General features: G+C 58.3%; 18 protein-coding genes and 1 pseudogene. 12 read left to right on the forward strand and 7 right to left on the reverse strand.

Annotation, left to right across the window (positions count from 1 at the left end; translation table 11 throughout):
• Positions 1-55 precede the first annotated feature (55 nt).
• The 6 genes from CUJ90_RS00855 to CUJ90_RS33120 form a co-directional block, all read right to left on the reverse strand.
• Positions 56-865, reverse strand: a complete 810-nt coding sequence (locus CUJ90_RS00855; protein WP_114161740.1) for a DUF4942 domain-containing protein — start codon at positions 863-865, stop codon at positions 56-58.
• Positions 866-922: 57 nt separating this feature from the next.
• Positions 923-1,987: a hypothetical protein gene (locus CUJ90_RS00860; RefSeq protein ID WP_114161741.1), complete on the reverse strand. Its 1,065-nt coding sequence runs from the start codon at positions 1,985-1,987 to the stop codon at positions 923-925.
• Positions 1,984-2,904, reverse strand: a complete 921-nt coding sequence (locus CUJ90_RS00865; protein WP_114161742.1) for a recombination directionality factor — start codon at positions 2,902-2,904, stop codon at positions 1,984-1,986. The genes CUJ90_RS00860 and CUJ90_RS00865 overlap by 4 nt, the downstream gene beginning before the upstream one ends.
• Positions 2,905-2,964: 60 nt before the next feature.
• The gene (locus CUJ90_RS00870; RefSeq protein WP_114161743.1) at positions 2,965-3,960 is read right to left on the reverse strand and encodes a YqaJ viral recombinase family nuclease; all 996 of its coding nucleotides are present in this window, start codon (positions 3,958-3,960) and stop codon (positions 2,965-2,967) included.
• A gap of 73 nt (positions 3,961-4,033) precedes the next feature.
• The gene (locus CUJ90_RS00875; RefSeq protein ID WP_114161744.1) at positions 4,034-5,002 is read right to left on the reverse strand and encodes a DUF932 domain-containing protein; all 969 of its coding nucleotides are present in this window, start codon (positions 5,000-5,002) and stop codon (positions 4,034-4,036) included.
• Positions 5,003-5,143: 141 nt separating this feature from the next.
• Complete coding sequence (locus CUJ90_RS33120; protein ID WP_244219949.1) at positions 5,144-5,914, reverse strand: glycine zipper 2TM domain-containing protein; 771 nt, start codon at positions 5,912-5,914, stop codon at positions 5,144-5,146.
• A gap of 294 nt (positions 5,915-6,208) precedes the next feature.
• Here CUJ90_RS33120 and CUJ90_RS00885 point away from each other — a divergent pair, with 294 nt between their 5' ends.
• The 12 genes from CUJ90_RS00885 to CUJ90_RS00940 all read left to right on the forward strand — a co-directional run bounded on the left by CUJ90_RS00885 (position 6,209) and on the right by CUJ90_RS00940 (position 20,112).
• Positions 6,209-6,469, forward strand: coding sequence for a type II toxin-antitoxin system HigB family toxin (locus CUJ90_RS00885; RefSeq protein ID WP_114161745.1), 261 nt, complete (start codon positions 6,209-6,211; stop codon positions 6,467-6,469).
• Entirely contained in the window at positions 6,466-7,683 is a 1,218-nt protein-coding gene (locus CUJ90_RS00890) for an ImmA/IrrE family metallo-endopeptidase (protein WP_114161746.1), read from the forward strand. Before CUJ90_RS00885 ends, CUJ90_RS00890 begins: the two co-directional genes overlap by 4 nt.
• 61 nt (positions 7,684-7,744) lie before the next feature.
• Positions 7,745-8,797, forward strand: coding sequence for a beta family protein (locus tag CUJ90_RS00895; RefSeq protein WP_244220034.1), 1,053 nt, complete (start codon positions 7,745-7,747; stop codon positions 8,795-8,797).
• A gap of 19 nt (positions 8,798-8,816) precedes the next feature.
• The gene (locus CUJ90_RS00900; protein ID WP_114161748.1) at positions 8,817-9,071 is read left to right on the forward strand and encodes a multiubiquitin domain-containing protein; all 255 of its coding nucleotides are present in this window, start codon (positions 8,817-8,819) and stop codon (positions 9,069-9,071) included.
• Entirely contained in the window at positions 9,046-10,233 is a 1,188-nt protein-coding gene (locus CUJ90_RS00905) for a ThiF family adenylyltransferase (protein ID WP_114161749.1), read from the forward strand. The genes CUJ90_RS00900 and CUJ90_RS00905 overlap by 26 nt, the downstream gene beginning before the upstream one ends.
• Complete coding sequence (locus CUJ90_RS00910) at positions 10,220-10,648, forward strand: ubiquitination-like system serine protease family protein (RefSeq protein ID WP_114161750.1); 429 nt, start codon at positions 10,220-10,222, stop codon at positions 10,646-10,648. The genes CUJ90_RS00905 and CUJ90_RS00910 overlap by 14 nt, the downstream gene beginning before the upstream one ends.
• A 345-nt stretch (positions 10,649-10,993) precedes the next feature.
• The gene (locus tag CUJ90_RS00915) at positions 10,994-11,221 is read left to right on the forward strand and encodes a helix-turn-helix domain-containing protein (protein WP_114161751.1); all 228 of its coding nucleotides are present in this window, start codon (positions 10,994-10,996) and stop codon (positions 11,219-11,221) included.
• A gap of 55 nt (positions 11,222-11,276) precedes the next feature.
• Positions 11,277-13,709 (forward strand): EcoAI/FtnUII family type I restriction enzme subunit R, encoded by a 2,433-nt coding sequence (gene hsdR, locus CUJ90_RS00920; protein ID WP_114161752.1) that lies wholly within the window; start codon positions 11,277-11,279, stop codon positions 13,707-13,709.
• 34 nt (positions 13,710-13,743) lie between these two features.
• Positions 13,744-15,519, forward strand: coding sequence for an N-6 DNA methylase (locus CUJ90_RS00925; RefSeq protein WP_114161753.1), 1,776 nt, complete (start codon positions 13,744-13,746; stop codon positions 15,517-15,519).
• Positions 15,519-17,411: a restriction endonuclease subunit S gene (locus tag CUJ90_RS00930; RefSeq protein ID WP_114161754.1), complete on the forward strand. Its 1,893-nt coding sequence runs from the start codon at positions 15,519-15,521 to the stop codon at positions 17,409-17,411. The genes CUJ90_RS00925 and CUJ90_RS00930 overlap by 1 nt, the downstream gene beginning before the upstream one ends.
• A gap of 17 nt (positions 17,412-17,428) precedes the next feature.
• Complete coding sequence (locus CUJ90_RS00935) at positions 17,429-19,264, forward strand: AAA family ATPase (protein ID WP_208645230.1); 1,836 nt, start codon at positions 17,429-17,431, stop codon at positions 19,262-19,264.
• Entirely contained in the window at positions 19,261-20,112 is an 852-nt protein-coding gene (locus CUJ90_RS00940; RefSeq protein ID WP_152035323.1) for an HNH endonuclease family protein, read from the forward strand. The genes CUJ90_RS00935 and CUJ90_RS00940 overlap by 4 nt, the downstream gene beginning before the upstream one ends.
• Before the next feature lie 338 nt (positions 20,113-20,450).
• Here CUJ90_RS00940 and CUJ90_RS00945 read toward each other — a convergent pair.
• Positions 20,451-21,626: pseudogene (locus CUJ90_RS00945) on the reverse strand (tyrosine-type recombinase/integrase); the annotation flags it as partial.
• Between the last annotated feature and the right edge of the window lie 16 nt (positions 21,627-21,642).

The following is a 21,642-nucleotide window of genomic DNA, read 5'->3' on the forward strand; positions in this document are numbered from 1 at the left end:
TGGAAAGCGGGTGAGGAAGTGAGGAAAGGAAAACGGGGGGCTGAACCGCCCGGGATCAGCGTGCTTCTGAGGCGAGAGCGTTCGGATAGTGCTTTGCGAGGATCAGGTTCATCTTCTCGACCAGATCGGGGCGCGCGAAGGTCAGGTGCCCGTTGCCGTTCTTGAACCACCTCAGGTGGAACCAGTCATTCCCAGCTTCCGTCTGCCGCGATTGCCGGGCTTCCGAGATGAGGCAATACGCGCCATGCCGGTGATCCGGCTCCGGCTTGCCGTCAAGCACGCAGAACGCGCGGATCAGGTCGTCCAGCTCATCGGTGACGCGGTGATTTGTGCTGCCCTGCGAGAGCAGGTACTTCACGATGATGCGTTTTCCGAACCTGAACGGCTGATTCGTTTTGTAGTTCCACGACAGACGCCGGAAGCACTGGAGCACGCCGCCTTCGAACATGTCGCCACGCGAGCCGTAGAGCTGCGTGAATGTGGCTTCGATATTAGCGGCGGTGAGTTCGGGTACGTCGCCATCGGAAAGCTGGCGGTTCCACTGGTCACGGGCCTGTGCGTCCATGAAGGTGCGCAGGCCCGACTCGTCCATCAGATAGGTCCAGCCACCCACGTCGATCACGCGCGTGATGGCGTCTTGAGCCTCGTCGCGTTTTGCATATTCCCCTGTAACGGTTGGCCTGCCACGACAGGCATAAGCGTCATCAAGCACGAGTCGCGGGAAGCCGAGATGCGCGGCTTTCGCAAGCTGTTCGGCTTCGTGAAGCAGGTCGAGTGCGGCGCGCACGCGTTCGACGACGGCGGTCCGCTGGTTGGTGAGATTGGTGACGCTGATACTTTTGACGAGATTGGTGGTCGCTTCCATACCGCTCCGCTGGGTGGGTTTGTCGGAAAAGAAAACGCCGGGCACGAGACCTGGCGTTTATGCCGTGGCGTTGCGCCCGGCGAGTTGTCGGCGTAGCGCGCTCGCCCGTGCCTGGGAACAACCGAGATGCCGGCGGATGTCGGCCACGGTCGGGCGGACGTGACCGGCCGCGACGGCCCGGGCGAGCTGCACGAGTTCACCGCCGGCAGCACCAGGCGGTGCGCCGTCCGGTAACGGCGTAACGGGATCGTCACGGTGCGGGCGGTCGCGCGCCACGATGGCGCGACGCCCAGTCGCCGCATCGTGACTGACGGCCGCCCCGACGTGACTCGCTGTGACTCCTGTCGCGACTGGGGGAGTCGCGTCAGGCGCGTCCACGACCGGCGCGGTGGTTACCGGTGCCGCGTCCGTCACGGCTGGGACGACGACCGGCAACCGTGACGGACGAAGCGCGACGACCCACAGCAGGCACGCCACGCCTTCGAGTACTGCGGCGAACGCCAGTCCTGACTGCAGATCTACACGCGCGGCAGTCACGCCCAGTAGCGCGGCGAGTCGTGCCGTGACCGGATCGCCGAGTAATGCATCGCGTTGCGCCCTGGCCCGGTCACGCTCCCCCTCGATGCGTCCTACGTCATCGGCCTCGGCGTTCAGCGCGTCGAGCCTCGCAGCCAGGGGCCGGCGACGTGCATCAAGCTTTGTGCAGTCGCGGGAACAGTGCGCGAGGTCGATCCACGCCAGCTGCCGGGTGAGCGTTGTGCGCTCGGCCATCACAACCGTCAGGCTGCGCACCCGCGCGGACGAGGGAACGACCACTGCCGCCGCTCGCCGTTCTCCCGCATGCTGTTGCGCTAGCACAAAAAACGTGACGTGACCGTAGCCTGCCGTCGTCATGCACGCGAACCATAGAAGGGTACCTGTCGCTCGCACGACGGGCGGCTCGCCACGGACCAGGGCGGGCAGCAGATGGGCGCTGACGACGAGTACCACGCCAATCGCAACCCACGCGACCCGCTCGGACAGTGTGGCGCCGCGCTGCAGTCCTGCCAGAACCGCCAGGCAGAGCGAGGTACCCGTTGCGCCGATCGCCAGCGCGAGCGGCAGACGGGATGTTGCCCTCATGCCGCAGCGCTCCTCAGAAGCGTTGCCTTCCGGTCGAGCTTGTCACGCAGCGATGGACGTGACGCTTGCGGTGTTTCAGTCCCGGCGGCAGGGCGATCCTCCAATTCGCCAGTTGTTGATCCGGAATAGAACTCGTCGACGACTGCGCCACCATCCTCGATACTCTCCTCGAATGCACCATTACTGAAGCCGGCGTGCGCGGCGGTATCGAGCGCCTGCTGATCGAATCCGGCCGCCTTGCGCCGCGCATCGAGTTCGCGCGCCTGCACAATGGCGTCTTCAAGCGTGCTGCCGGCGCGTACGGCCAGGTCCACGTAGTAGATCGCCGATCTGTAGCTTTGCGTCGTGGACTTGCCTCGCAGTTTCAGTTCCAGTGGTAGGCACGCGAGCAGGTTGCCCGAAACCGCGGCGAAGTAGTGCAGTCGCGCGGCAAGCGTACGAATCGAGTTATACGACGTGGTGCGGAAGATGAACGAGCCCATCTCGTCTTCGTCGCCGATCAGCGCGTTCAGTCGGCCATAGGGCTTGCACGCGCCCGCCTGGCCGAACGCGCAACCGTCCGGTGACGGACAGGGGAGTTCCTCGATACCGGCGTCCCCCGCGCGCCGGCAGGTCTCACCGTCTCCGACGCAGACGGGGCGGCCCGTCTCGCGGTCGAAGCATGAGTACTCGGCGCGCAAGTTCAGGTCGGGATCGTTGAAGAGGAAGCGAACGGGAATGGCGCGCAGCTTGCCGGTGCTCTGCTTGCGCAGCGATTCGTGCAGTGGATGGAGCACCCATTCGCCACGCTGCTGGATTTGCGTAGTGATTGTGAAAGCGTCGTCTTTTTCGGGAAGGCGCTTGCCTTGCCTTTCGACGACGCGACCTATTGAGATTCGCCCGATGATGGGCGGCGTAATGGCGAGACCTTTGAGCATGGGACTTCTCCTGTATAGGTAGGAAGAGGAATGGGCGGCGGGGGCGCGCAGTGGGGGCGGTCAGCTGTTCACGAGGAACCGCCGTGAGCCCGGCTTCGTGACCGCGTACTGCGAGTCAAGCCCGGGGTGGTCGGCGAGTAGCTGTTTCAGATCGACGGCGGCACTGTCCCTGCTGCGCCGGTACGAAACGGAACCCGTCGCGAATTCCGCCCGGTCGGCCTCGCCCATGGCCTGTACGATGGTCTGCCGCAGCTGGCTCTCGACCTGCTGGCGTGACTCGATGTCGGTCCGCACGGCTACGAGATCGGCAAACATCGCCGACAGTTTCCGATCGTTTGTGAAATCGACGGTGCCGCCTGTGCCCGGATACAGGCAGCGCAGCGCGCGATCCGCGGAATCCGAACCGTCGGCTGCTGGCGGGGTGTCGGTTTCGACGTGCCTCCAGAAATCCGATTCGAGTTCGATCAGTCGGGCGATCAGCGCGTCGTCGCGCTCGACGCGATGCACTTCGAGTTTCTGGCCACAGAGCAGTAAGGCGACATCCGCCGCCTGTCTGCCCGTCACCGCGAGCTGGTGCTGTGCCTGGATCTGCACATATTCCGGTACCCCGTCACGCCAGAGCCGTGCACCGAATTCTCCCGCCGTCTTGCATTCCAGCAGCTGCACATCCCGAGAACCTACGACTTCACGGTCAATGTTGGCGAGCATCCACGGAATTGACCGATGCCGGAGCACGGCATTGACGCGCCGCACGCGGTTGCCGGTTTGTTTGGTGTAGCTCGCCGCGACTATCGGCTCGAGCAACGTCCCCCAGTAAACCGGCTCGGTCGTATCGTCGGGATTGGGCAGAGGAAGACTCGCGTCGCGACCGGTCTTGATGAGCCACAATTCGAGCGCGCTTTGATACGGGTGCAGGCCCACGGCAGCTGCCGCATCCGACCCTCCGATCCCAGATTTCCTCACCTCAAGCCAGTCTTCACGAGAGAGGTCCTTCGTTTCGACGAGCCGAAGCGCAGGGTGATTCCTGCCGCGTCTGGCCAGATCTGCCAAAGCCATTTGCTGTCTCCAGAAAGAGAAAGGCCCGGCGGGGTAGATCCCGGCCGGGCCGTATGACGTCATGGACATGGATTCAGGCGACGAGCTTCATGGCTTCGTCCCAGGCACGCTGCTTAATTGTTGCGCCCGCACCAAACCAGGCGGCATCGAGGCGGTGATCCTCGCTACGCGCGCGGCGATGATGGTCCGTGTACTCCGTTACCGCATTCAGCAATCCCCATGCGGTGCCCGATGCGGACGCCAGATCGGCTCCCTTGCCGCGACCGGTATAGAGCTGGCCGACAGCCTTTATCGCGCGCTCGTTCACGGAGAGCGCGTCCCGGTCCGGGGTGGCTGCCGGGGAATACGTGAGAACGCGCCGCAGGAACTTCTCCGCGCCGGCATCGTTGACCTTGCATTCCGACAGTGCCTTCATACGAACCATGAAGGAGTCCCAGGACGAAACGGCAATACCGAGCTGGCGCTTCACCGCCTGCGCATCGAACTGCGAGCGGTGCGGAACCTTCACGGCGCATGTGCCATCGCCCAGCGCAATGGCGAGCGTGTTGTTGCACACGACGCGCACGCTGGTGAACTGCGCGGTCGTGGCAAGCGAGCCATCGCAGGCTGTCGCCAGCAGCAGATAGCCGTTGACGGTATCGCGCCCCTTGAGCGTGGCGGACTGCCCGGTCCTTGCAAGCGCCCAGAGCTTTTTGCCTTCCTTAAGCACGCCAGCTGTCTCCAGCTCGTAGCCGCCGACTTCCGTGAGGTCGCGGTAAAACTCCAGGATCTCGGAAGGTTGCACGACCTGATAGCGGGCGGATACGACCGAGAGCGGCGCTTTGGTGTCCGAGCGAAAAAGAACCTTTTGTTCGGGAAAGGCGTGGATCGACCCGAGATTCCGGTTGCCAGCGGCAACAAAGCGCACTTCGGCCTCCTCAATGCGCCAGTCCATACCGGCAGCACGAGCCCAGACTTCGAGCGGTTGTTTTGGGGCGAGATTGTTGCCCAGGCCGTGCCATGGTTCGGCCCCGGCGTAGGCCATGGATTGAACGAGATGCATGAATAGCTCCTTGTAAACGGCATAAAGCCCGGCAGCAAGCCGGGCACGATGGGAGAAGCGGGGAAATCGAAGCAAGAGAAATGGAAACGGGAGGGCAGGGCTGAAGTCAGTTCAGCGGAACCCGTGCGCGACGAGCGTCGCTTACGAGCGAGCTGCGCTGAATGTGTGGCCGCAGGAGAGACATACATTGTTGTCGAGCACGTTGTCGTCGATCGCCGCGCCGACAGCGGAACCGGCGGCACATCCGGCGGCACTGCCGAGCAGTCCTGCGATCACGGCACCCGCGAGGCCGCCGAAGAGGGAGCCGACCGGCCCCAGGACGGCACCGGCTACCGCACCGGTTTCCGCTCCCGCGAGCGCCGCAGTCATGCCGCCCGTCGCCCCTGCAACGCTGCCGATGGTGCTGCCCGCCTTGCGCGCACGGTTGAACGTGTCGATGCGTGAAGAGCGGCATTGGGGACAACGCGACATCGAACCGGATGAAGGCGACGTGGTTTCCGCATAGTTGACGCGCGATGCTGAGTCGAACGACGCAGACGCGTCATGCGTTTCGCGTGCCAGTGCTTCATGCAACTCATGTTCCAAGTCATCGGTGTTCTGGGCGTCGGGCGATGGGCGTTGGCTCAAGGGCTCCGACGCGTCGCGTAAATCGTCGCGATGGCTGGAGGTCGGGTGTGCGCAGTGTTCGTGCCGGTGGGCGTTAGCATCCCATTCGATCGTCTCGCCAGGCGTGAACGATGCGCCCGCGGCTTCTACGGGGTGCTTAGGGGCCGTGGAAGCGGCGGCAGGGGCTGCGGGCGCAGGGGGAGCGGGGCGCGGACGATTCATCTTGTTGAGCGAGTACAGCCCGATCGCGAACATGACGACAAGTACGACCGTGAGGACAATGGAAATAAGGATGGTGGGATTCACGTGAACTCCTGAGCGTAGTGCGCCCGTGCGTGGCTGCGCGGACGGAGCGGCCAGGGCGGCCGGGATCAGGAAGGTGATATGTGATTGAAAGTTTCTGGAATCGCTGTCCAGTTTAGGCAAAGTCAGCTGAGCTCATGAAGAGCTCACGCTCGATGGCGCAACCCATAGAACACAACTAGCCCCCTCGGCTCCCACCCCGGCACGTTGCCGATTCGCCAGCGATAGGAAATCCCAATTTGGGAACTTTACAGCGGGCTGTGTTGGCGCTATAGTGTTCCCAACTTGGGAACAGACATGCGGCTACTCGGTAAAGACAAGCTTCAGGTTGCTTTGGACAAGGACGCCCAACTCTGGCTGCGAAGCTGGATTTCGGAGTTGATGTCGGCGCATTGGAAGGACGCGGCGGAACTGCTCGCGCAGTTTCCGCGCGCGACGGCTACAGGGGCGGACACATTCATCTTTCGCGTGGGGGCAGCCGTGTGGAACATCGAACTTGCTGTGCATTTCCCGCAGGAGATTGCGCTGGTGGTAGGCATGGAACGAGCAGCATCATGAGCGAAGTGAAGGTTATTAGGTCGGACGAGCAGTATCGAGACTATCTGGAACAGGTGCACTGGTTGATGCGGCAGCATCCGGAGCGCGGCAGTCAGGATGCAGAGCGGCTGGAGTTATTGTCGGTGCTGGTTGACGACTACGAGGCGCACCGTTACCCGGTCGAAGCACCGGATCCTGTTGATGCGATTTTGTTTCGTATGCAAGAGCGCGGACTCAAACAGTCTGATCTGGTGCCGTACTTCGGCACGCGAAGCCGAGTTTCGGAGGTTCTCGGAAGAAAGCGTCCGCTAACAGTTCCGATGATTCGCGCGTTGTCGATCGGTCTCGGGATCTCCGCTGACACGCTGATCGGCCTCGCGTCGGTCAATGAAGAGAAATCGGAAGATTCAGTTGATTGGTCGAAATTTCCGGTCAAAGAGATGGTGGCTCGGGGTTGGCTGTCGAAGCTGTCCTCGAAGACGACAAAGAGTGCGGATGAATTGGTAAAAAACTTCATCGCGGACGTTGGACTCCAGTTTGGAGCGACAGCGTTTCGTAGAACAATAGGCGGACACGCTTATTCTCCGACGACGAAGTATGCCCTGCATGCCTGGCTTGCGCGTGTGATCCAGAAGGCCAGAGCTGCAAAGAATCCTGCACGCTCTTTTTCGCCAGAAGTGTTTTCGGCCGAGTTTCTTCGCGAGATCGCGCAATTGAGCTGGTTCGAGCAGGGCCCGTTGCTGGCCGTTGAATTTCTGGAGAAGCACGGAATCGTGGTCGTAATGGAGCCGCAGTTGAAGGGTACGGCTTTGGACGGCGCCGCTTTGAAAGATAATGACGGAACACCGATCGTGGCAATGACACTCCGTCAAGATCGTTTGGACAACTTTTGGTTCACGTTACTGCACGAAGTTGCTCATCTATGGAAGCACGTTAGCCAAGATGAGACGTTCCTTGATGACTTGGATGCCTCAAGCGAGGATCGGAGAGAGGTTGAGGCAAATAGGCTTGCTCGTGAGGCATTTATCCCGCGCGTAACCTGGAAAAGAAGTGACGCCTTCATGGCGCCGAGCAAGGAAAACATAGATGCGCTTGCCCGGGAATTAAAAATCAGTCCGGCTGTGATCGCGGGTCGGCTGCGGCGTGAGCTGAACAATTTTCAGCTCTTCAATGACGTGGTCGGCTACGATCAGGTTAAACGGTTATTCGCGAATCGATTGGGTCAGGGAGTATAAATTGCTTACTTATGTGCCTATCCTCCGAGCGAAAGACGGGGAGTTCGATGCCTTGCGACACATGCACGATCGCGTTGCCCGATCAGTGATGCCGTTGCTCGACGTCCAAAAGCAACCGCCGCAAACCTCCAAAAAGCCTAAGTCGCTCCAGGACTACCTGAGCGATGTGGCCGGAAAACTTGCCGATGCGCACAACGATCGTCCGCTGTTCGTTGACATGTTCACTTTTGGTCCTGCCGATAAAGTTGAGAGCGGGGAGCATGTTTATACGTATTTCTGTGGCGAGCTGCATGCGCACGGCATGAATTTTCATGCCGTTGTGGGTATGGACCGCTGGTCGAACAGCGAGTACCGGGCCGCGATCGGCCACGTGTTAGCGATGAACGGCGGCAAGGCATTGCTGCGCCTCGAGACTGAAGATCTCGAGGACATGTCCGATCCGACCATGTTTGATGACATGCTTGGCGATGTGCTGGATGAGTGCGGTTTGGTCGCGAAGAACCTTCCCGTACTGATTGATCTTGGCGATATTCGGAACCTGCCTATCGCTGATTTATTGCCGGATGTTTCCTCAGCTCTCGAGTTCCTGCGTATTCGCGGCTTTGTCCAGGTCGTGATCGCAGGCTCTTCAATGCCTACAAGTATCAACGAGGCGGTCAAAAAGCATAATTCCGCAGCTTTTCTCCAACGGGGCGAAATGATCTTGTGGAAGACGTTGCTTCCGTCGACCCCGGGAGTGCGGGTGGTTTTCGGTGATTACGGTGTACGTAGTCCGAGGTCGAGCGACGCAATGTCGCCTGACACTAACGGCAAGATCCGATACACGGTTGGGAACGAGTTTTTCATCGTTCGTGGACATTCGATGAGGATCGGCCCCAAGGGCGGGCAGATGTGGGCCCTGGCACACTTTATCGTGACGTCGCCGCAATACGCGAAGGAAGGGTTTAGCTGGGGTGATGAAATGATCAAGCAGTGCAGCGAGCACAAGATCAAGGGTAGTTCCACCCAGTGGATTGCCTTTGATACCAGCCATCACCTAGCTTCGGTTGTTGCAGAGATCTACGAATATGCCCGTACGATAACTGGCATCAGCGCGTTGAATCAGCCTGCATAAAGCTTAAAAGGAGGCTGTAATGGCTCACGAGCCGCAAACCGTCACGATCATTGTCGAAGGCACTCCGCATCAGTGGCCCAAGAACGAGGAGATCTCGTATGCCCAGGTCGTCACGTTGGAGGTGCCTGACTACTCGCCGAATTCTGGCATCAGCTACGCAGTCAAGTACACGCGCGGCGAGGGCCATAAACCGGAGGGTATCTTGTCGCCGGGTGAGTCGGTGAAGGTTAAAGAAGGGATGGTGTTCAGTGTTTCAGAAACTGGTCAATCATAACGAGGACCTTCAGCGCCTGGTCGAGAAGGGCTACGCCGTGGCGTTCGACGGCCCGCACCTGATCGTGCGTGACATCCCGTATCTCGATGCTGCCGGATCGCTGCACTGGGCCGCATTCGTCGCGAAGCTGGTCTTCGTCGACGAGGTGCGCGTCGTCCAGGACGACCACCAGGTCTACTTCAGCGGCGGTGTGCCGCACAACATGGATGGGACGCCCGTCCAGAATCTTGCCGGCGGTTCGCATACGTTCGCCTTGAGCAAGAACTCTGAAGACGTGGTTGTGCAGCGCTCCTTCTCAAACAAGCCCCGCTCGACGGGCAAATTCGAGAACTTCTTCGACAAGATCGAGAGCTACGCGGCGCTTATCGCCGGACCGGCCATGTCGCGCCACAACGTGACTCCATACACGTTCAGGATCGTCGAGACCGAGCAGGAGCCTTCTGTTTTCAAGTTCCAGGACACGCTCACGAGCCGCGCTGAGATCACCGAGCTCTCGCGCAGGTTCGCTGATGAAATCGTTGCCATCATCGGGCTTGGCGGGACCGGCAGCTTCGTACTCGACTACATCGTCAAGACGCCGGTCAAGGAGGTTCGGGCCTTCGACCTCGACCCGTTCCATGTCCACAACGCCTTCCGCTCGCCAGGTCGCCTAGTCGCGAGCGAGCTCGGCAAGTCCAAGGCTGAGGTGTACGCGGACCGCTACGGCAACTTCCGCCACGGGTTGGTGCTGCAGCCGAAGCTGCTGGACAGCGCTTCAGCCAGCGAACTCGACAGCGTGACGTTCGCCTTCGTCTGTGTGGATAAAGGTTCAGCGCGCGCCGAGGTCTTCCGCATGCTCATCGAGAGAGGCATCCCTTTCATCGACGTGGGCATGGGACCATCGCTATCGAAGCAGGGCCCAATCAAGGGGATGCTGCGCACGACTTACTTTGCTCCGGAGAAAGCGGCCGACATTCTAGCTTCGGGCTACGCGGAGACGCAGGACGCGCCCGAGGATGTATATAGGACCAACATCCAGATCGCCGAGCTCAACGCCTTGAACGCTGCCATTGCCGTAATCCGGTTCAAGCAGTTGCGTGGTTTCTACGTGGACGACGTCCAGGGAAACAACTTTCTCTTCGACATCCGAGATTTGAAGATTGCATCCAATGCCGAAGATTGAGCAACTGCGCCTCGAGCGCGTCCATTACATGCCGAAGGTCCTCGAGCCGGGCGTGCTGTACGCTTCAGAAGAGTTCGGCACTGCCGCTCATCTGTGCGCCTGCGGCTGTGGGGCAAAGATCCGCACGCCGCTCGGGCCCACCGAGTGGAAGCTAGAAGAGACGAGCAACGGCCCGAGCCTGAGTCCTTCCGTAGGCAATTGGCAGCAGCCCTGCCGGTCCCACTACTGGATCTGGCGAGGGGGAGTCGAGTGGCATGGTGACTGGACGGAGGCGCAGGTCCAGGCCGGCCGACGCCGCGAGCACCAGCGCCGAAGGGCGTACTTTGCCGAACGCGAGAAGCAGCGCCGCTCTCAAACACAGTCGCCTGGTCAGCGCATCTGGAACTTCATCAAGAACTTCTGGCGCCGTCGCTAGACCTGTTGCCCGAATGCTGGTGCGCGGCACGGCCGGCGAGCCCTTCCCGCCGTGCGTCATTTTCTACTTGGAGTCGGCCGTTCAGGAGGCGCATCCGTACAGCCTCTTGAAATGCAGCTCACCACGCGAGTTTAGCCTTGGGAGGAAATTCGCTAACCTAGGCGAGACAGTGACCACATGTCCGGGCATGCGAGGACAAGCCTGCACACGGCGCGAAATCACGAACGGTAGTAGTGATCGAGTAGTACGGTCAGTTCCAACCGGGTATGCTAGACTTCATAATTAAAATCGTCGCTTAGTTGATGATTTCGTTGCCCTTCTGATCCCATTCGTCCTGGTGCGTAAGTGATTCGAATTCATCTGTCGCGCCTGATGGGCGAGAACAAGGAAAAGATCGTCGACTTGCTTCGTTCAACTGGCTTGTCGCGTAACACGGTCACAAGTCTCTATCGCGAGACTTCGGCGCGCATTGACCTAGAGACTCTCAATGCCATCTGTAGGCACTACCAGTGCAATGTCGCCGATATTCTGGAATATGCACCGGATGTGGACACCACCGCGACGAATGATTGATCGAGGCATTTTCAAGCCAAGGAGGTAGTCAGCGGCAGAACGAGGGGAGAACCGGGTGGATAAGCACGAGCTAAGCGAACGAGATATTTGCACCAAGTTCATTACCCCTGCCATTCGGGCGGCCGGGTGGCGGCAGGACCAGTTTCGTGAGGAGGTGGCACTCACCGATGGCCGTGTGATGGTGCGCGGAAAGCTCGCTGCGCGTATCAAAAATCCCGACGCCAAAGGCGGCCCTAAGCGGGCCGACTACGTTCTCTACGCCCGCCCTAACGTCCCAATTGCCATCGTTGAAGCCAAGCAGGCCAAGTATTCTTTGGGGCATGGGATGCAGCAATCCTTGGCCTATGCCGAGATGTTGGATGCGCCCTTTGCGATTAGCAGCAATGGCGATGGCTTCCTGCTGCATGACCGCACAGGCCTGACGCAACCCGTCGAGCGCGAACTCGCGCTCACAGAATTTCCGTCACTGGACGACTTGTGGCCGCTTTACAAGCAATGGAAAGGCCTTGTCGATGCCGTCGCCGCCAAGCTGGTCGAACAGCCCTTCTACACCGATGGCAGCGGCAAGGAGCCACGCTACTACCAGCGTGTCGCAATCAACCGCACCATTGAAGCCATCGCCAAGGGCCAGCAACGGGTACTGCTGGTCATGGCCACCGGCACTGGCAAAACGTACACGGCCTTCCAGATCATCTGGCGACTGTGGAAAGCCAAAGCCAAGAAGCGCATCCTGTTTCTGGCTGACCGCAACATCCTCGTCGACCAGACGATGCAGCAGGACTTCGCCCCGTTTGGCGAGGTGATGCACAAGGTCACCAATCGCGAGGTCAAGAAGAACTACGAGATCTATCTGGCGCTCTACCAAGCCGTGACGGGCAGAGAGGAATGGAAGCAGATCTACCGCCAATTCCCTGCGGATTTTTTCGACCTCGTGGTGATCGATGAATGCCACCGTGGCAGCGCCGCCGATGATTCGGCCTGGCGTGACGTGCTCGACTATTTCAGCAGCGCCACTCACCTCGGCCTGACCGCTACGCCTAAGGAAACCAAGGAGGCCAGCAACACTACTTACTTTGGCGCCCCCGTCTATACGTACTCGCTCAAGCAAGGCATCGAGGATGGCTTCCTCGCGCCCTACAAGGTCATCCGCATTGCCACCGACGTCGATGCCGTGGGCTATACGCCTGAAAAGGGCAAGATCGATAAGCTCGGCCAGGCGGTCGAGCAGCGCCTTTACAACACCAAGGATTTTGACCGCAACCTAGTGCTGGAAAAGCGCACCCGCTTGGTGGCCAGCAAGGTCTGGGAATACCTAAGATCTACAGACCCGATGGCAAAGAGCATCGTCTTTTGCGACGACCAGGACCACGCCGAGCGCATGCGGCAGGAGCTGGTGAAGATCATCCCAGCTGCGGCCAGCAACCGACGCTACGTGATGCGCATCACCGGTGACGATAACGAAGGGAAGTCCCAGCTTTCCTACTTTATCGACAACGACGAGCCTTATCCGGTCATTGCCACCACGTCTAAGCTGCTCACTACGGGGGTGGATGCCAAAACCTGCAAGCTCATCGTACTGGATCAAAATATCAACTCGATGACTGAGTTCAAGCAGATCATCGGCCGCGGCACACGGCTGCGCGAGGACTACCAGAAACTCTACTTCACGATCATGGACTTCAAGGGTGCCACGCGTTTGTTCGCTGACCCAGACTTCGACGGCGAACCGGTGGTGATTTACGAGCCCAAGCCTGATGACCCAGTGGTGCCGCCGGATGTCACTGAAGTGCCTAGCATAGGGGAACTCGAACCGCCGTCCTATCGCCCTGACCTGATAGGCGGCGATGACACGCTCCCCGATGGCAATACGGGTGGTGGCGGAGAAGGTCGCGTTAAGTACGTGATCGACGACGTAAATGTACGCGTCGCCGTCGAGCGTTCGCAGTACCTCGACGCCGACGGTAAGCTCATCACCGAAGATTACCGCGTCCTGCTGAAGGACGAAATTAAGAAGGCCTTGCAATCGGAGTTTGGTAGCCTCACCGATTTCCTGCGCCGCTGGAACAGCGCCGAGCGCAAGCTGGTCGTGCTGGAAGAACTGACCGACCACGGCGTGCCGCTGGACGTCCTGCAACAGGCCGTGCCCAACGGCGCGGAACTCGATGTCTTCGATCTCGTTGCCCACGTCGCATTCGACCAGAGGCCGCTGACCCGTAGCGAGCGCGCCAACAACGTCAAGAAGCGCAATGTGTTTGGCCAGTACGGAGAACAAGCCCGAGCCGTACTCGAAGCACTGCTCGAGAAGTTTGCCGACCACGGCGTACAGGATCTCGAGGATGCCAAGGTGCTGGAATTGCCGCCTTTCGACCAGTTCGGCAGCAAGACGCAAATCCGGCGCGGTATTTTCGGCAGCATCGAACGATACACCCAAGCCGTACAGGCTCTCGAACAAGCACTGTACGACCAGGGCGAACAGAAGCAGGCTTGATCTATCTCAGACCTCGTGATACGAGAATGACAAAATGAACCTAAGTAGCACCATTAAATCCATCCAGGACATCATGCGCAAGGACGACGGCGTCGACGGCGACGCCCAGCGTCTTGGCCAGCTTACCTGGATGCTCTTCCTCAAAGTCTTTGACCAGCGTGAAGAAGAATGGGAAGACGATGACCCAAAGTACCAGTCCCCGTTGCCTGAGCACGCGCGGTGGCGCAACTGGGCCGCCTATGTTGCGGGCGTGGACGGCAAAAAGGCACCCCAAAGGGCTGCCAGCGAGATTATCGGCTTCGTGAACAACGAGTTGTTCCCCACGCTCAAGGAACTTGATGCCAATGCGAGTAGGCAGCACAAGGTGATCCGCAGCGTCTTCGAGGACGCCAACAATTACATGAAGTCTGGCACCCAGCTGCTGGCAGTGATCGAGAAGCTGGAAGAAGCCATCAACTTCCACGACTTCAAGACGCGCGCTAACTTAGGCGACGTTTACGAGCAACTGCTTAACGATCTGCGTGGCGCCGGCAACGCCGGTGAGTTCTACACACCGCGAGCGATCACGCAGTTCATGGTAGATCGCGTCGATCCGCGGTTGAAGAGCAAGGATGTAGTTCTGGATCCGGCGTGTGGAACTGGAGGTTTCCTTACAGCCGCCATTGACTATTTGCGAAATCAGCGGACGACCAAGTCAGGCGCAAGAGAGCAAAAGACCATCGAGGAAGCCATTCGCGGCATCGAAAAAAAACAGCTGCCGCACCTGCTATGCACCACTAACATGCTGCTGCACGGCATCGACGTACCCAGCCAGATAGAGCACAAGAACACCCTTGGCATCGGCTGGAACGAATGGAGCACCAACGACAAGGTGGACTGCGTCATCACCAACCCGCCGTTCGGCGGCTATGAAGATGACGGCGTCGGCAGCGACTACCCGTCTGACCTTCGTACACGCGAGACGGCCGACATGTTCATGGCCCTCATCATTAAGAAGCTGCTGAAGGAAAACGGCCGCGCTGCCGTGGTCCTGCCAGATGGCTTTTTGTTTGGCGAGGGCATCAAGGCTACGCTAAAGAAGCTGCTGCTGCGCGATTGCAATCTGCACACCATTGTTCGTCTGCCCAAAGGGGTGTTCGCGCCTTACACCACCATCAAGACCAACTTGCTGTTCTTCACTAAGCGCGCGATGGTGGACGACGGCACTGAGCACTTCCACACCGAGACGATCTGGTACTACGAGCATCCGTACCCGTCGGGCTACAAGAGCTACAGCAAGACTAAACCGATCCGATTCGAAGAGTTCAAGCCGGAACAGGACTGGTGGGGCACTGAGGCCAACGACTTTGCCGACCGCGTAGAGAATGCATTCGCCTGGAAGGTGGATTTTAAGACTAGGCGCGAGCAGGCCGAGGCTGCGGCGCAGCCGCATTGGGACCGCGCCGAACGATTGAGCAATGAAGCCGTTGCGCTGGATAATCGCATCCGTGAATTGCGAGACTCCATCAAGGGCGTGAGCAATGCCAAACAACGCCGGTCGGCGGAGAACGAGATTGAAATGCTGCGCCCGCAAGTCGAAGGCCTGCGCCTGCAAGCCCGCGACGCCCAGGTTGCTGGCGACCGTCTGTATTGGCCGATCTACAATCTTGACTTGAAGAACCCCAATGCTCCGGAAGAAGAGAGCCACGATCCCGACGTGTTGCTGGAGAAATACAAGACCCTACTCGGCCAGATCGAGGAAACAGAAAATAGCCTAAAGAATGAACTCGCCACCGCACTAGCGCACCACTTCGTCAGCGAGGAGGTGTGATGGATGCGCAACAGTTCTTGGCTGAGTTTGGGCATATCGCAGATGCACCTGGAGGAGTGGCGCGGTTACGGGAGTTGGTGCTCCATCTCGCAGTTTCGGGAAAATTGAGCAATCAAACTCCTGGAGAGCAGGCTTGCGATTTTCTTGAAGAGATCAACGCAACGCGGCAAGCCCTTCAGGCGGATGGGGCGATCCGAGTAAACCGAAAGGTTCGATCCGCGAGCGATTCAGGAAATTGGGTTATTCCAGCGAATTGGATTTGGTGCCGGTTCGGTGAGCTTTGCAGCTTCTCTGCAGGTCGAACGCCTTCGAGAAAAGAAGGGCGATACTGGAACAGCGGTGGCTACCCATGGTTCTCGATAGCGGATTTGAAGCACGGCCAGGTCGTCGCAACGTCTAATGAGTCTGTTTCCGACGTTGCACGTTTAGAGGTATTCAAGGGTGCCCCGAGTCCGGCTGGCTCCCTTTTGATGAGTTTCAAGCTTTCGATCGGAAAGCTCAGTGTGCTTGGCGTCGACGCCTATCATAATGAGGCGATCGTAACGATTGATCCATTTTCAGCCGTTCTGAAGGAATATTTCTTTAAATGCTTGAATGGGTTTGATCTTGCGGCTGGCAACAAGGCTGCAATTAAAGGAAGTACTCTAAATAAGGATTCCTTATCTAATATTTTCATTGCACTACCGCCGAAAAATGAGATTCCCCGCATCGTTGCCAAAGTCGATGAGTTAATGGTCTTGTGTGACCGGTTAGAGATGCAGCAGAAAGACCGCCGCAAACTTCAAAACACTCTGCGCCAGTCCACCCTAGAAGCCCTCGCTAGCGCTCAAAGCACGTACGAACTGAAGGAAAGCTGGGAACGCCTGCAATCCAACTTCGAGTTTCTGTTCGGCGAGCCGGCGGATGTTCGACTTCTCCGCGATATGCTCTTCGATCTGGCGCTACGGGGCGTCCTTTTGGCAGAGTCGAAACTGAATGCGAGCGATGAATCTTCGAGGGAGGACCGGCGCCCACTTCCAGATGGATGGGAATGGAAAACGTTAGCCGACCTTTCCGAATACATCACCAGTGGATCGCGAGGCTGGAAAGCCTACTTGTCGAGTACGGGTGATTCTTTCATTCGTTCTCAAGACATTCGTCAGGATGCCCTAGTCTTTGAAAATCCCGCCTTCGTCAGTTTGCCGGAGCGAGTCGAGGGCAAGAGAACCCTGGTTCGCCCAGGTGACCTTCTGCTTACGATCACCGGTGGAAATGTCGGCAGATGCGCAGTTGTTCCTGGGCTGTCTAACAGCGCTTATGTTAGCCAGCACGTGGCTCTGATTCGACTGCAAAAAACGAGCCTGTCTGAGTTCATTCACTGCTGGATGATCAATGCTTTTGGCGGCCGAGCTTTCTTGGCGCAATACATCTATGGCGACAAGCCGGGGCTGAACCTTGTCCAGGTAGGTAGCGTCCCAATTCCAGTTCCGCCGGCGCATATTTTGCCCGAGATATTGACAACTTTACGCAGGCATCGGCAGCTATGTGATGCCTTCGCTCAGCAGCTCAAGGCCAAGAGCGATGTTGCGGGAAAGCTCTGTTCCGCCGCGATCGCATCCCTCACTGGCATCAGCATCGAACAAAACGTGGATACCTCTGTGAAAGCCCCGCAAACCGAACTGAATGCTCCACTGCGGCTGAGCACTTCGCCCGATGTGAAAGCTCACGCCCCTCTCGCCAAATTTTTGGCGCGCAATAACGGCGAGATGCAGGCACGCGATCTCTGGCAGCGCTTCGGCGGTGAGATCGACGCATTCTACGCGCAACTTAACGTTGAAGTGGCGCACGGTTGGATTGCCGTGCCTGCGGTGGCTAACGTCCGTGAGAAGGCCGCCGAAGCGGCGGAAGGCTGAGTATGCGGCTGCGACACTTGGCCATTCCACACTTTCGCAATTTGCGCGAGATGGTGATCGATTTCGCGACGGAGCTCTCGCCTATGCCAGGCGCAGCCACCGATGCGACGCCCGAGGCCATCCGGAGCCATGCCTTGATTGGTCAGAACGGGACCGGCAAGTCCAACTTAATCGAGGCGCTGGTCACCATCTTTCGCGACGTGGATCTCAATCGAGATGCTGCGTTTGATTACACGCTGGAGTACGAGATTCGTGGCCATATCGTGCGGATTCAGGCCGACACTACGAAGCAAAAGCGGCCCTATGTTTGGGTGGATGGTGATCGTGTTACACAGGACTATTTGAACAAGAACGATCCGCCCGAGAAGATTCCGCGTGACGAGAGGCGTGGCCCGCGTTTGTTGCCAACGCACGTCTTTGCTTACTACTCGGGCCGCAACGAGCGTATCGAAGCCTTGTTCCAGGAGCATCAACGCCGTTTCAACCAGCGCCAGGAGATCGCCACGGACGAGGTGCTACCCGAGCAGCTACTTACCCACTTCACTGCAAGCGACGCGGATATTAGGGCAGTGGACGAAGCGAAACGTCGCAGAGAGACCCGGTTGAAGCAGGCCGGCGATGACCGTCTGCGCCGACTGTTCTATTGTCGCGGCGGCCACAGTCAGTTGGTGCTGTTAGCGTGCCTACTATCGGACGACCCGGTATTCCAGAAGGTACTGACGAGTCTGCACATCGAGTCGCTGGAATCTGCGTTGTTTGTGCTGAAGGAGCCGCACCGGTTGCGCATCAAACGCCGTGAAGGGAAATTCGACGAGAGCGAATTGAATGAAGGCGATCCGCGTTTCTGGTACGCGCGCGGCAATGTAGTGAGTGAATTCCTCGACAAGCTATGGCAAGTGGCCTGGGCGCCTATCGAGCAGGAAACCAACAAGCAGATTGATTTCCGCGGCCGCACCGAGAGGCAACGCCAGCTCTACTTATTTGTTCCTAGCCATACCAATCTGAAAAAGTTGGGCGATCTGGTAGGGGGCACGGACAGCTTTTTTCGCTATGCCGAAGGCGCCTACATTGGCGACTTGATCGACGAAGTACGCATCACGGTCAAGAAGCTCGACGAGCATGGCGGCAAAGTGAGCTTCACCCAGCTCTCTGAAGGCGAGATGCAGATGCTGACTGTTCTCGGCTTAATGCGTATCACGCGGGAAGACCATTGCCTGTTCCTGCTCGACGAGCCGGACACGCACCTGAACCCGCTGTGGAAGCTGCGCCTGTTCGATGACATCAAGGATGCGATGGGGAACGAGGCTGGCCTAGGTGCGTCAGGGGAGTCGCAGGTCTTGCTGACCACACATGACCCGATCCTGCTCGGAAGCCTGCAACGTGAGCAGGTACACATTCTGCGCCGAGGCGCCGACAGGACTGTGGTAGATGTGCCGGATGAAAATCCGCGCGGCATGGGTGTAGCTGGGCTACTCAAGAGCGAATTGTTTGGTTTGAGTTCAACGTTGGATCAGCGAACCATCGAAGACTTAGACCGACGAAACGAGCTACTCGCTAAGGAGGCGAAGCACGAGCTTACCCGGAATGAGACGACCGAGTTGGAGCGCCTGAAGGCATATCTGACTGACCTTGGGTTCTCGCGCGAGTACAAGGATCCCCTTTATCAATTGTTTATCCAGAAGATGTACGAGGCACGCAGTTTACCGATGGCGCAGTTGCTGACGTCGGAGCAGCAGGCCCATCAAGACCAGTTGGCTCAGCAGATTACCAAAGCCATGATTGCGGATAAGCGTTTAAGTGAAATGGAGTCGCTTGCGAAAGCCTTAAAACCGACGAAGGCGGGCGAACCATGAGGCCAGTTCGCATTCCTCCAGGTAGTTCGCCTCCGCAAGACTGGCTAGACGAAGCCGCGGCGTTAACTGAGCAGCTCACTAATGCTCCCGATGACAAAGCACGCATTGCCTTGGCATTCGCACATAGGCAGCTTTGGCGTGATCCAAGACTTTTGAATTGGCTGACGGACATCCACCACCGTAAGTGCTGGTACAGCGAAGCGAAAGAATCCGTGTCGTCGTACCACGTGGATCATTTCCGACCCAAAGGCCGTGCGGCACAAATGGACGGAACTCAAAGAGCGGGCTACTGGTGGCTGACCTTCGACTGGAAAAATTATCGCCTTGCGGGACAGCTTCTCAACGTCAAGAAGCGAGATCTCTTTCCTGTGCAGATGCCAGGTATTGCGCAGCCGACGGCGTTGCCATCTCTGCTGGCAGAAGGGTCTCTGCTCATTGATCCGCTTGCAAATGAAGCGTGGTTTGTGTCGTTTGAGCGTTTCGACGATGGAGAGTGCGTAGCAACGCCTAGCCCTGGCTTGTCACAGCAGAACGAGGATCGGGTAAGGCTCACTATCGATGTGTTGGGCCTGAATCGCCTGCGTTTGCTCAACAAGAACCGGGCAGAGATTTGGGACAAGTGTCTTGAGCGAATCAAGGAGTTCGAAACCGCAGATTCGCACGCGCTGTTAGAGACACAGAATGCGCTGCGCCTAGTGGCTGCACGAGCCCTCGCGCAACTCTGTTCGGAGGATCAAGAATTCTCGTCCGTTGCAAAGGCGTGTGTCGAAAAACAGGCACCGAAGGCACTGTGCCTGTTTGTACATGATCTCCTTGCACATCCAGAACTGCTCAAGTTTGCGGCCTGACCTATGACGATACGTCCTTACCGTTTCATGAGCTTGAGCTTTTGGTGACAGAACTCGCTCCGTTAGCGTAAGTGGCGTCACGCTATGGAGCGACCTCAGGGACTGGCGAATTTTCGGTCTGAATAATGAGCAACGGCAAACGCATGTGCCAGATAGCGGAGCAATTTTGCCAAAGCCAAGTACGAAATTGGTACGGTGGTCTTGTCGGCTAAAAGGCCATTGAGATCGGATTGGGACATGAGCACTTCAAGCCGGCATCGGCTGTCGGCAGCGCGAGCTGACGTTGGTTTTGTGTGCGTGCTGGAATCGCTCGTGTCCGCCGCTGGGGTGTCCTTGTCGGCTTTCAACCGATCCAGATAGTCAGCCCACGCCTGCATCATGTCAATTCGGTCTTCAAGGAACCTTGTCCGATTATAAGCAGTGCCGAGAATATCGGGCACTCGATGCGCAAGTTGGTGCTCTATGACTTCCGCCGGAAAGCGAAGACGCTCATGAAGAATCGTTCTCGCCATAGCGCGAAACCCATGGCCAGTGATCTCAGTTTTCGTATCAAACCCTAGCCGCTGTAATGCTGCGTTTATTGCTGCTGAGCTCATCGGCTTTCTGCGATCTCGGCCGGGGAATACAAATCGCCAATTTCCTGTAAGGACATGCAGCTCTCTCAAGATTTTTACTGCCTGAGTCGCAAGTGGCACGAGATGTTCGGTTTTTGTTTTCGATACGATAAAGCGCCACTCGCGACGATCCAGATCGAACTGCGACCATTCCGCCTGACGGAGCTCCCCGGGGCGGACGAACAACAGAGGCGCTAGTCGCAATGCTGCACCAACGACAGACGTGCCGGCGAATCCGTCTAGCGCCCGCAACATTTCACCCACTTTGTCCGGGTCAGTAAGAGCGGCGAAATGCGTGTGCTGATTCGGCCGCAACGCGCCGCGTAGATCAACGCTCACGTCGCGCATCGCGCGGCCGGTTGCAACCGCGTATCGGAAGATCTGCCCACAGGTCTGATGGAGTCGATGTGCGGTGTCGTTTGCGCCACGCAATTCGGCACGGCGCAACACTTCGAGAACCTCTGGCGCAGTTATCTCCGCAATTGGGCGTGGCCCCAGCAATGGAAACGCATCCTTCACGAGGCGCCCCAGAATTTTTTCCGAATGGCTGTCGGTCCATCCCGGCGCTTGTCTTTCAAACCACTCCAGCGCAACGACCTTGAATGTATTTGTTGAGCTCAATAGCGTGAGGCGCTTTTTCTCCTTCTTGGCTTGGCTCGGGTCGATTCCATCTGCCAGCATGGCACGTGCTTCGTCCCGCTTCCTGCGGGCTTGAGCGAGCGTTACGTCCGGATAAACCCCCAAAGCAAGCCTTTTTTCGCGAGCATTGAATCGATACTTTAAGCGCCAATATTTTCCACCTGTAGGAGCAACTTCAAGATACATGCCGCGACCATCTGAGATCCGGTATGTTTTCTCCCGTGGCGCTGCCCGTCGAACTTCCAGATCGGTAAGAGACATGGTGAACCTCGATCTA

The organism is Paraburkholderia terricola, from assembly GCF_003330825.1.
Lineage (GTDB): Bacteria > Pseudomonadota > Gammaproteobacteria > Burkholderiales > Burkholderiaceae > Paraburkholderia > Paraburkholderia terricola.

Coding starts and splice junctions, on each gene's coding strand:
- CUJ90_RS00930 (WP_114161754.1), top strand. CDS start 15,519: ATGGATGCGCAACAGTTCTTGGCTGAGTTTGGGCATATCGCAGATGCA.
- CUJ90_RS00860 (WP_114161741.1), bottom strand. CDS start 1,987: ATGAGGGCAACATCCCGTCTGCCGCTCGCGCTGGCGATCGGCGCAACG.
- CUJ90_RS00870 (WP_114161743.1), bottom strand. CDS start 3,960: ATGGCTTTGGCAGATCTGGCCAGACGCGGCAGGAATCACCCTGCGCTT.
- CUJ90_RS00895 (WP_244220034.1), top strand. CDS start 7,745: ATGCACGATCGCGTTGCCCGATCAGTGATGCCGTTGCTCGACGTCCAA.
- CUJ90_RS00855 (WP_114161740.1), bottom strand. CDS start 865: ATGGAAGCGACCACCAATCTCGTCAAAAGTATCAGCGTCACCAATCTC.
- CUJ90_RS00885 (WP_114161745.1), top strand. CDS start 6,209: ATGCGGCTACTCGGTAAAGACAAGCTTCAGGTTGCTTTGGACAAGGAC.
- CUJ90_RS00940 (WP_152035323.1), top strand. CDS start 19,261: ATGAGGCCAGTTCGCATTCCTCCAGGTAGTTCGCCTCCGCAAGACTGG.
- CUJ90_RS00925 (WP_114161753.1), top strand. CDS start 13,744: ATGAACCTAAGTAGCACCATTAAATCCATCCAGGACATCATGCGCAAG.
- CUJ90_RS00890 (WP_114161746.1), top strand. CDS start 6,466: ATGAGCGAAGTGAAGGTTATTAGGTCGGACGAGCAGTATCGAGACTAT.
- CUJ90_RS00910 (WP_114161750.1), top strand. CDS start 10,220: ATGCCGAAGATTGAGCAACTGCGCCTCGAGCGCGTCCATTACATGCCG.
- CUJ90_RS00865 (WP_114161742.1), bottom strand. CDS start 2,904: ATGCTCAAAGGTCTCGCCATTACGCCGCCCATCATCGGGCGAATCTCA.
- CUJ90_RS00875 (WP_114161744.1), bottom strand. CDS start 5,002: ATGCATCTCGTTCAATCCATGGCCTACGCCGGGGCCGAACCATGGCAC.
- CUJ90_RS00900 (WP_114161748.1), top strand. CDS start 8,817: ATGGCTCACGAGCCGCAAACCGTCACGATCATTGTCGAAGGCACTCCG.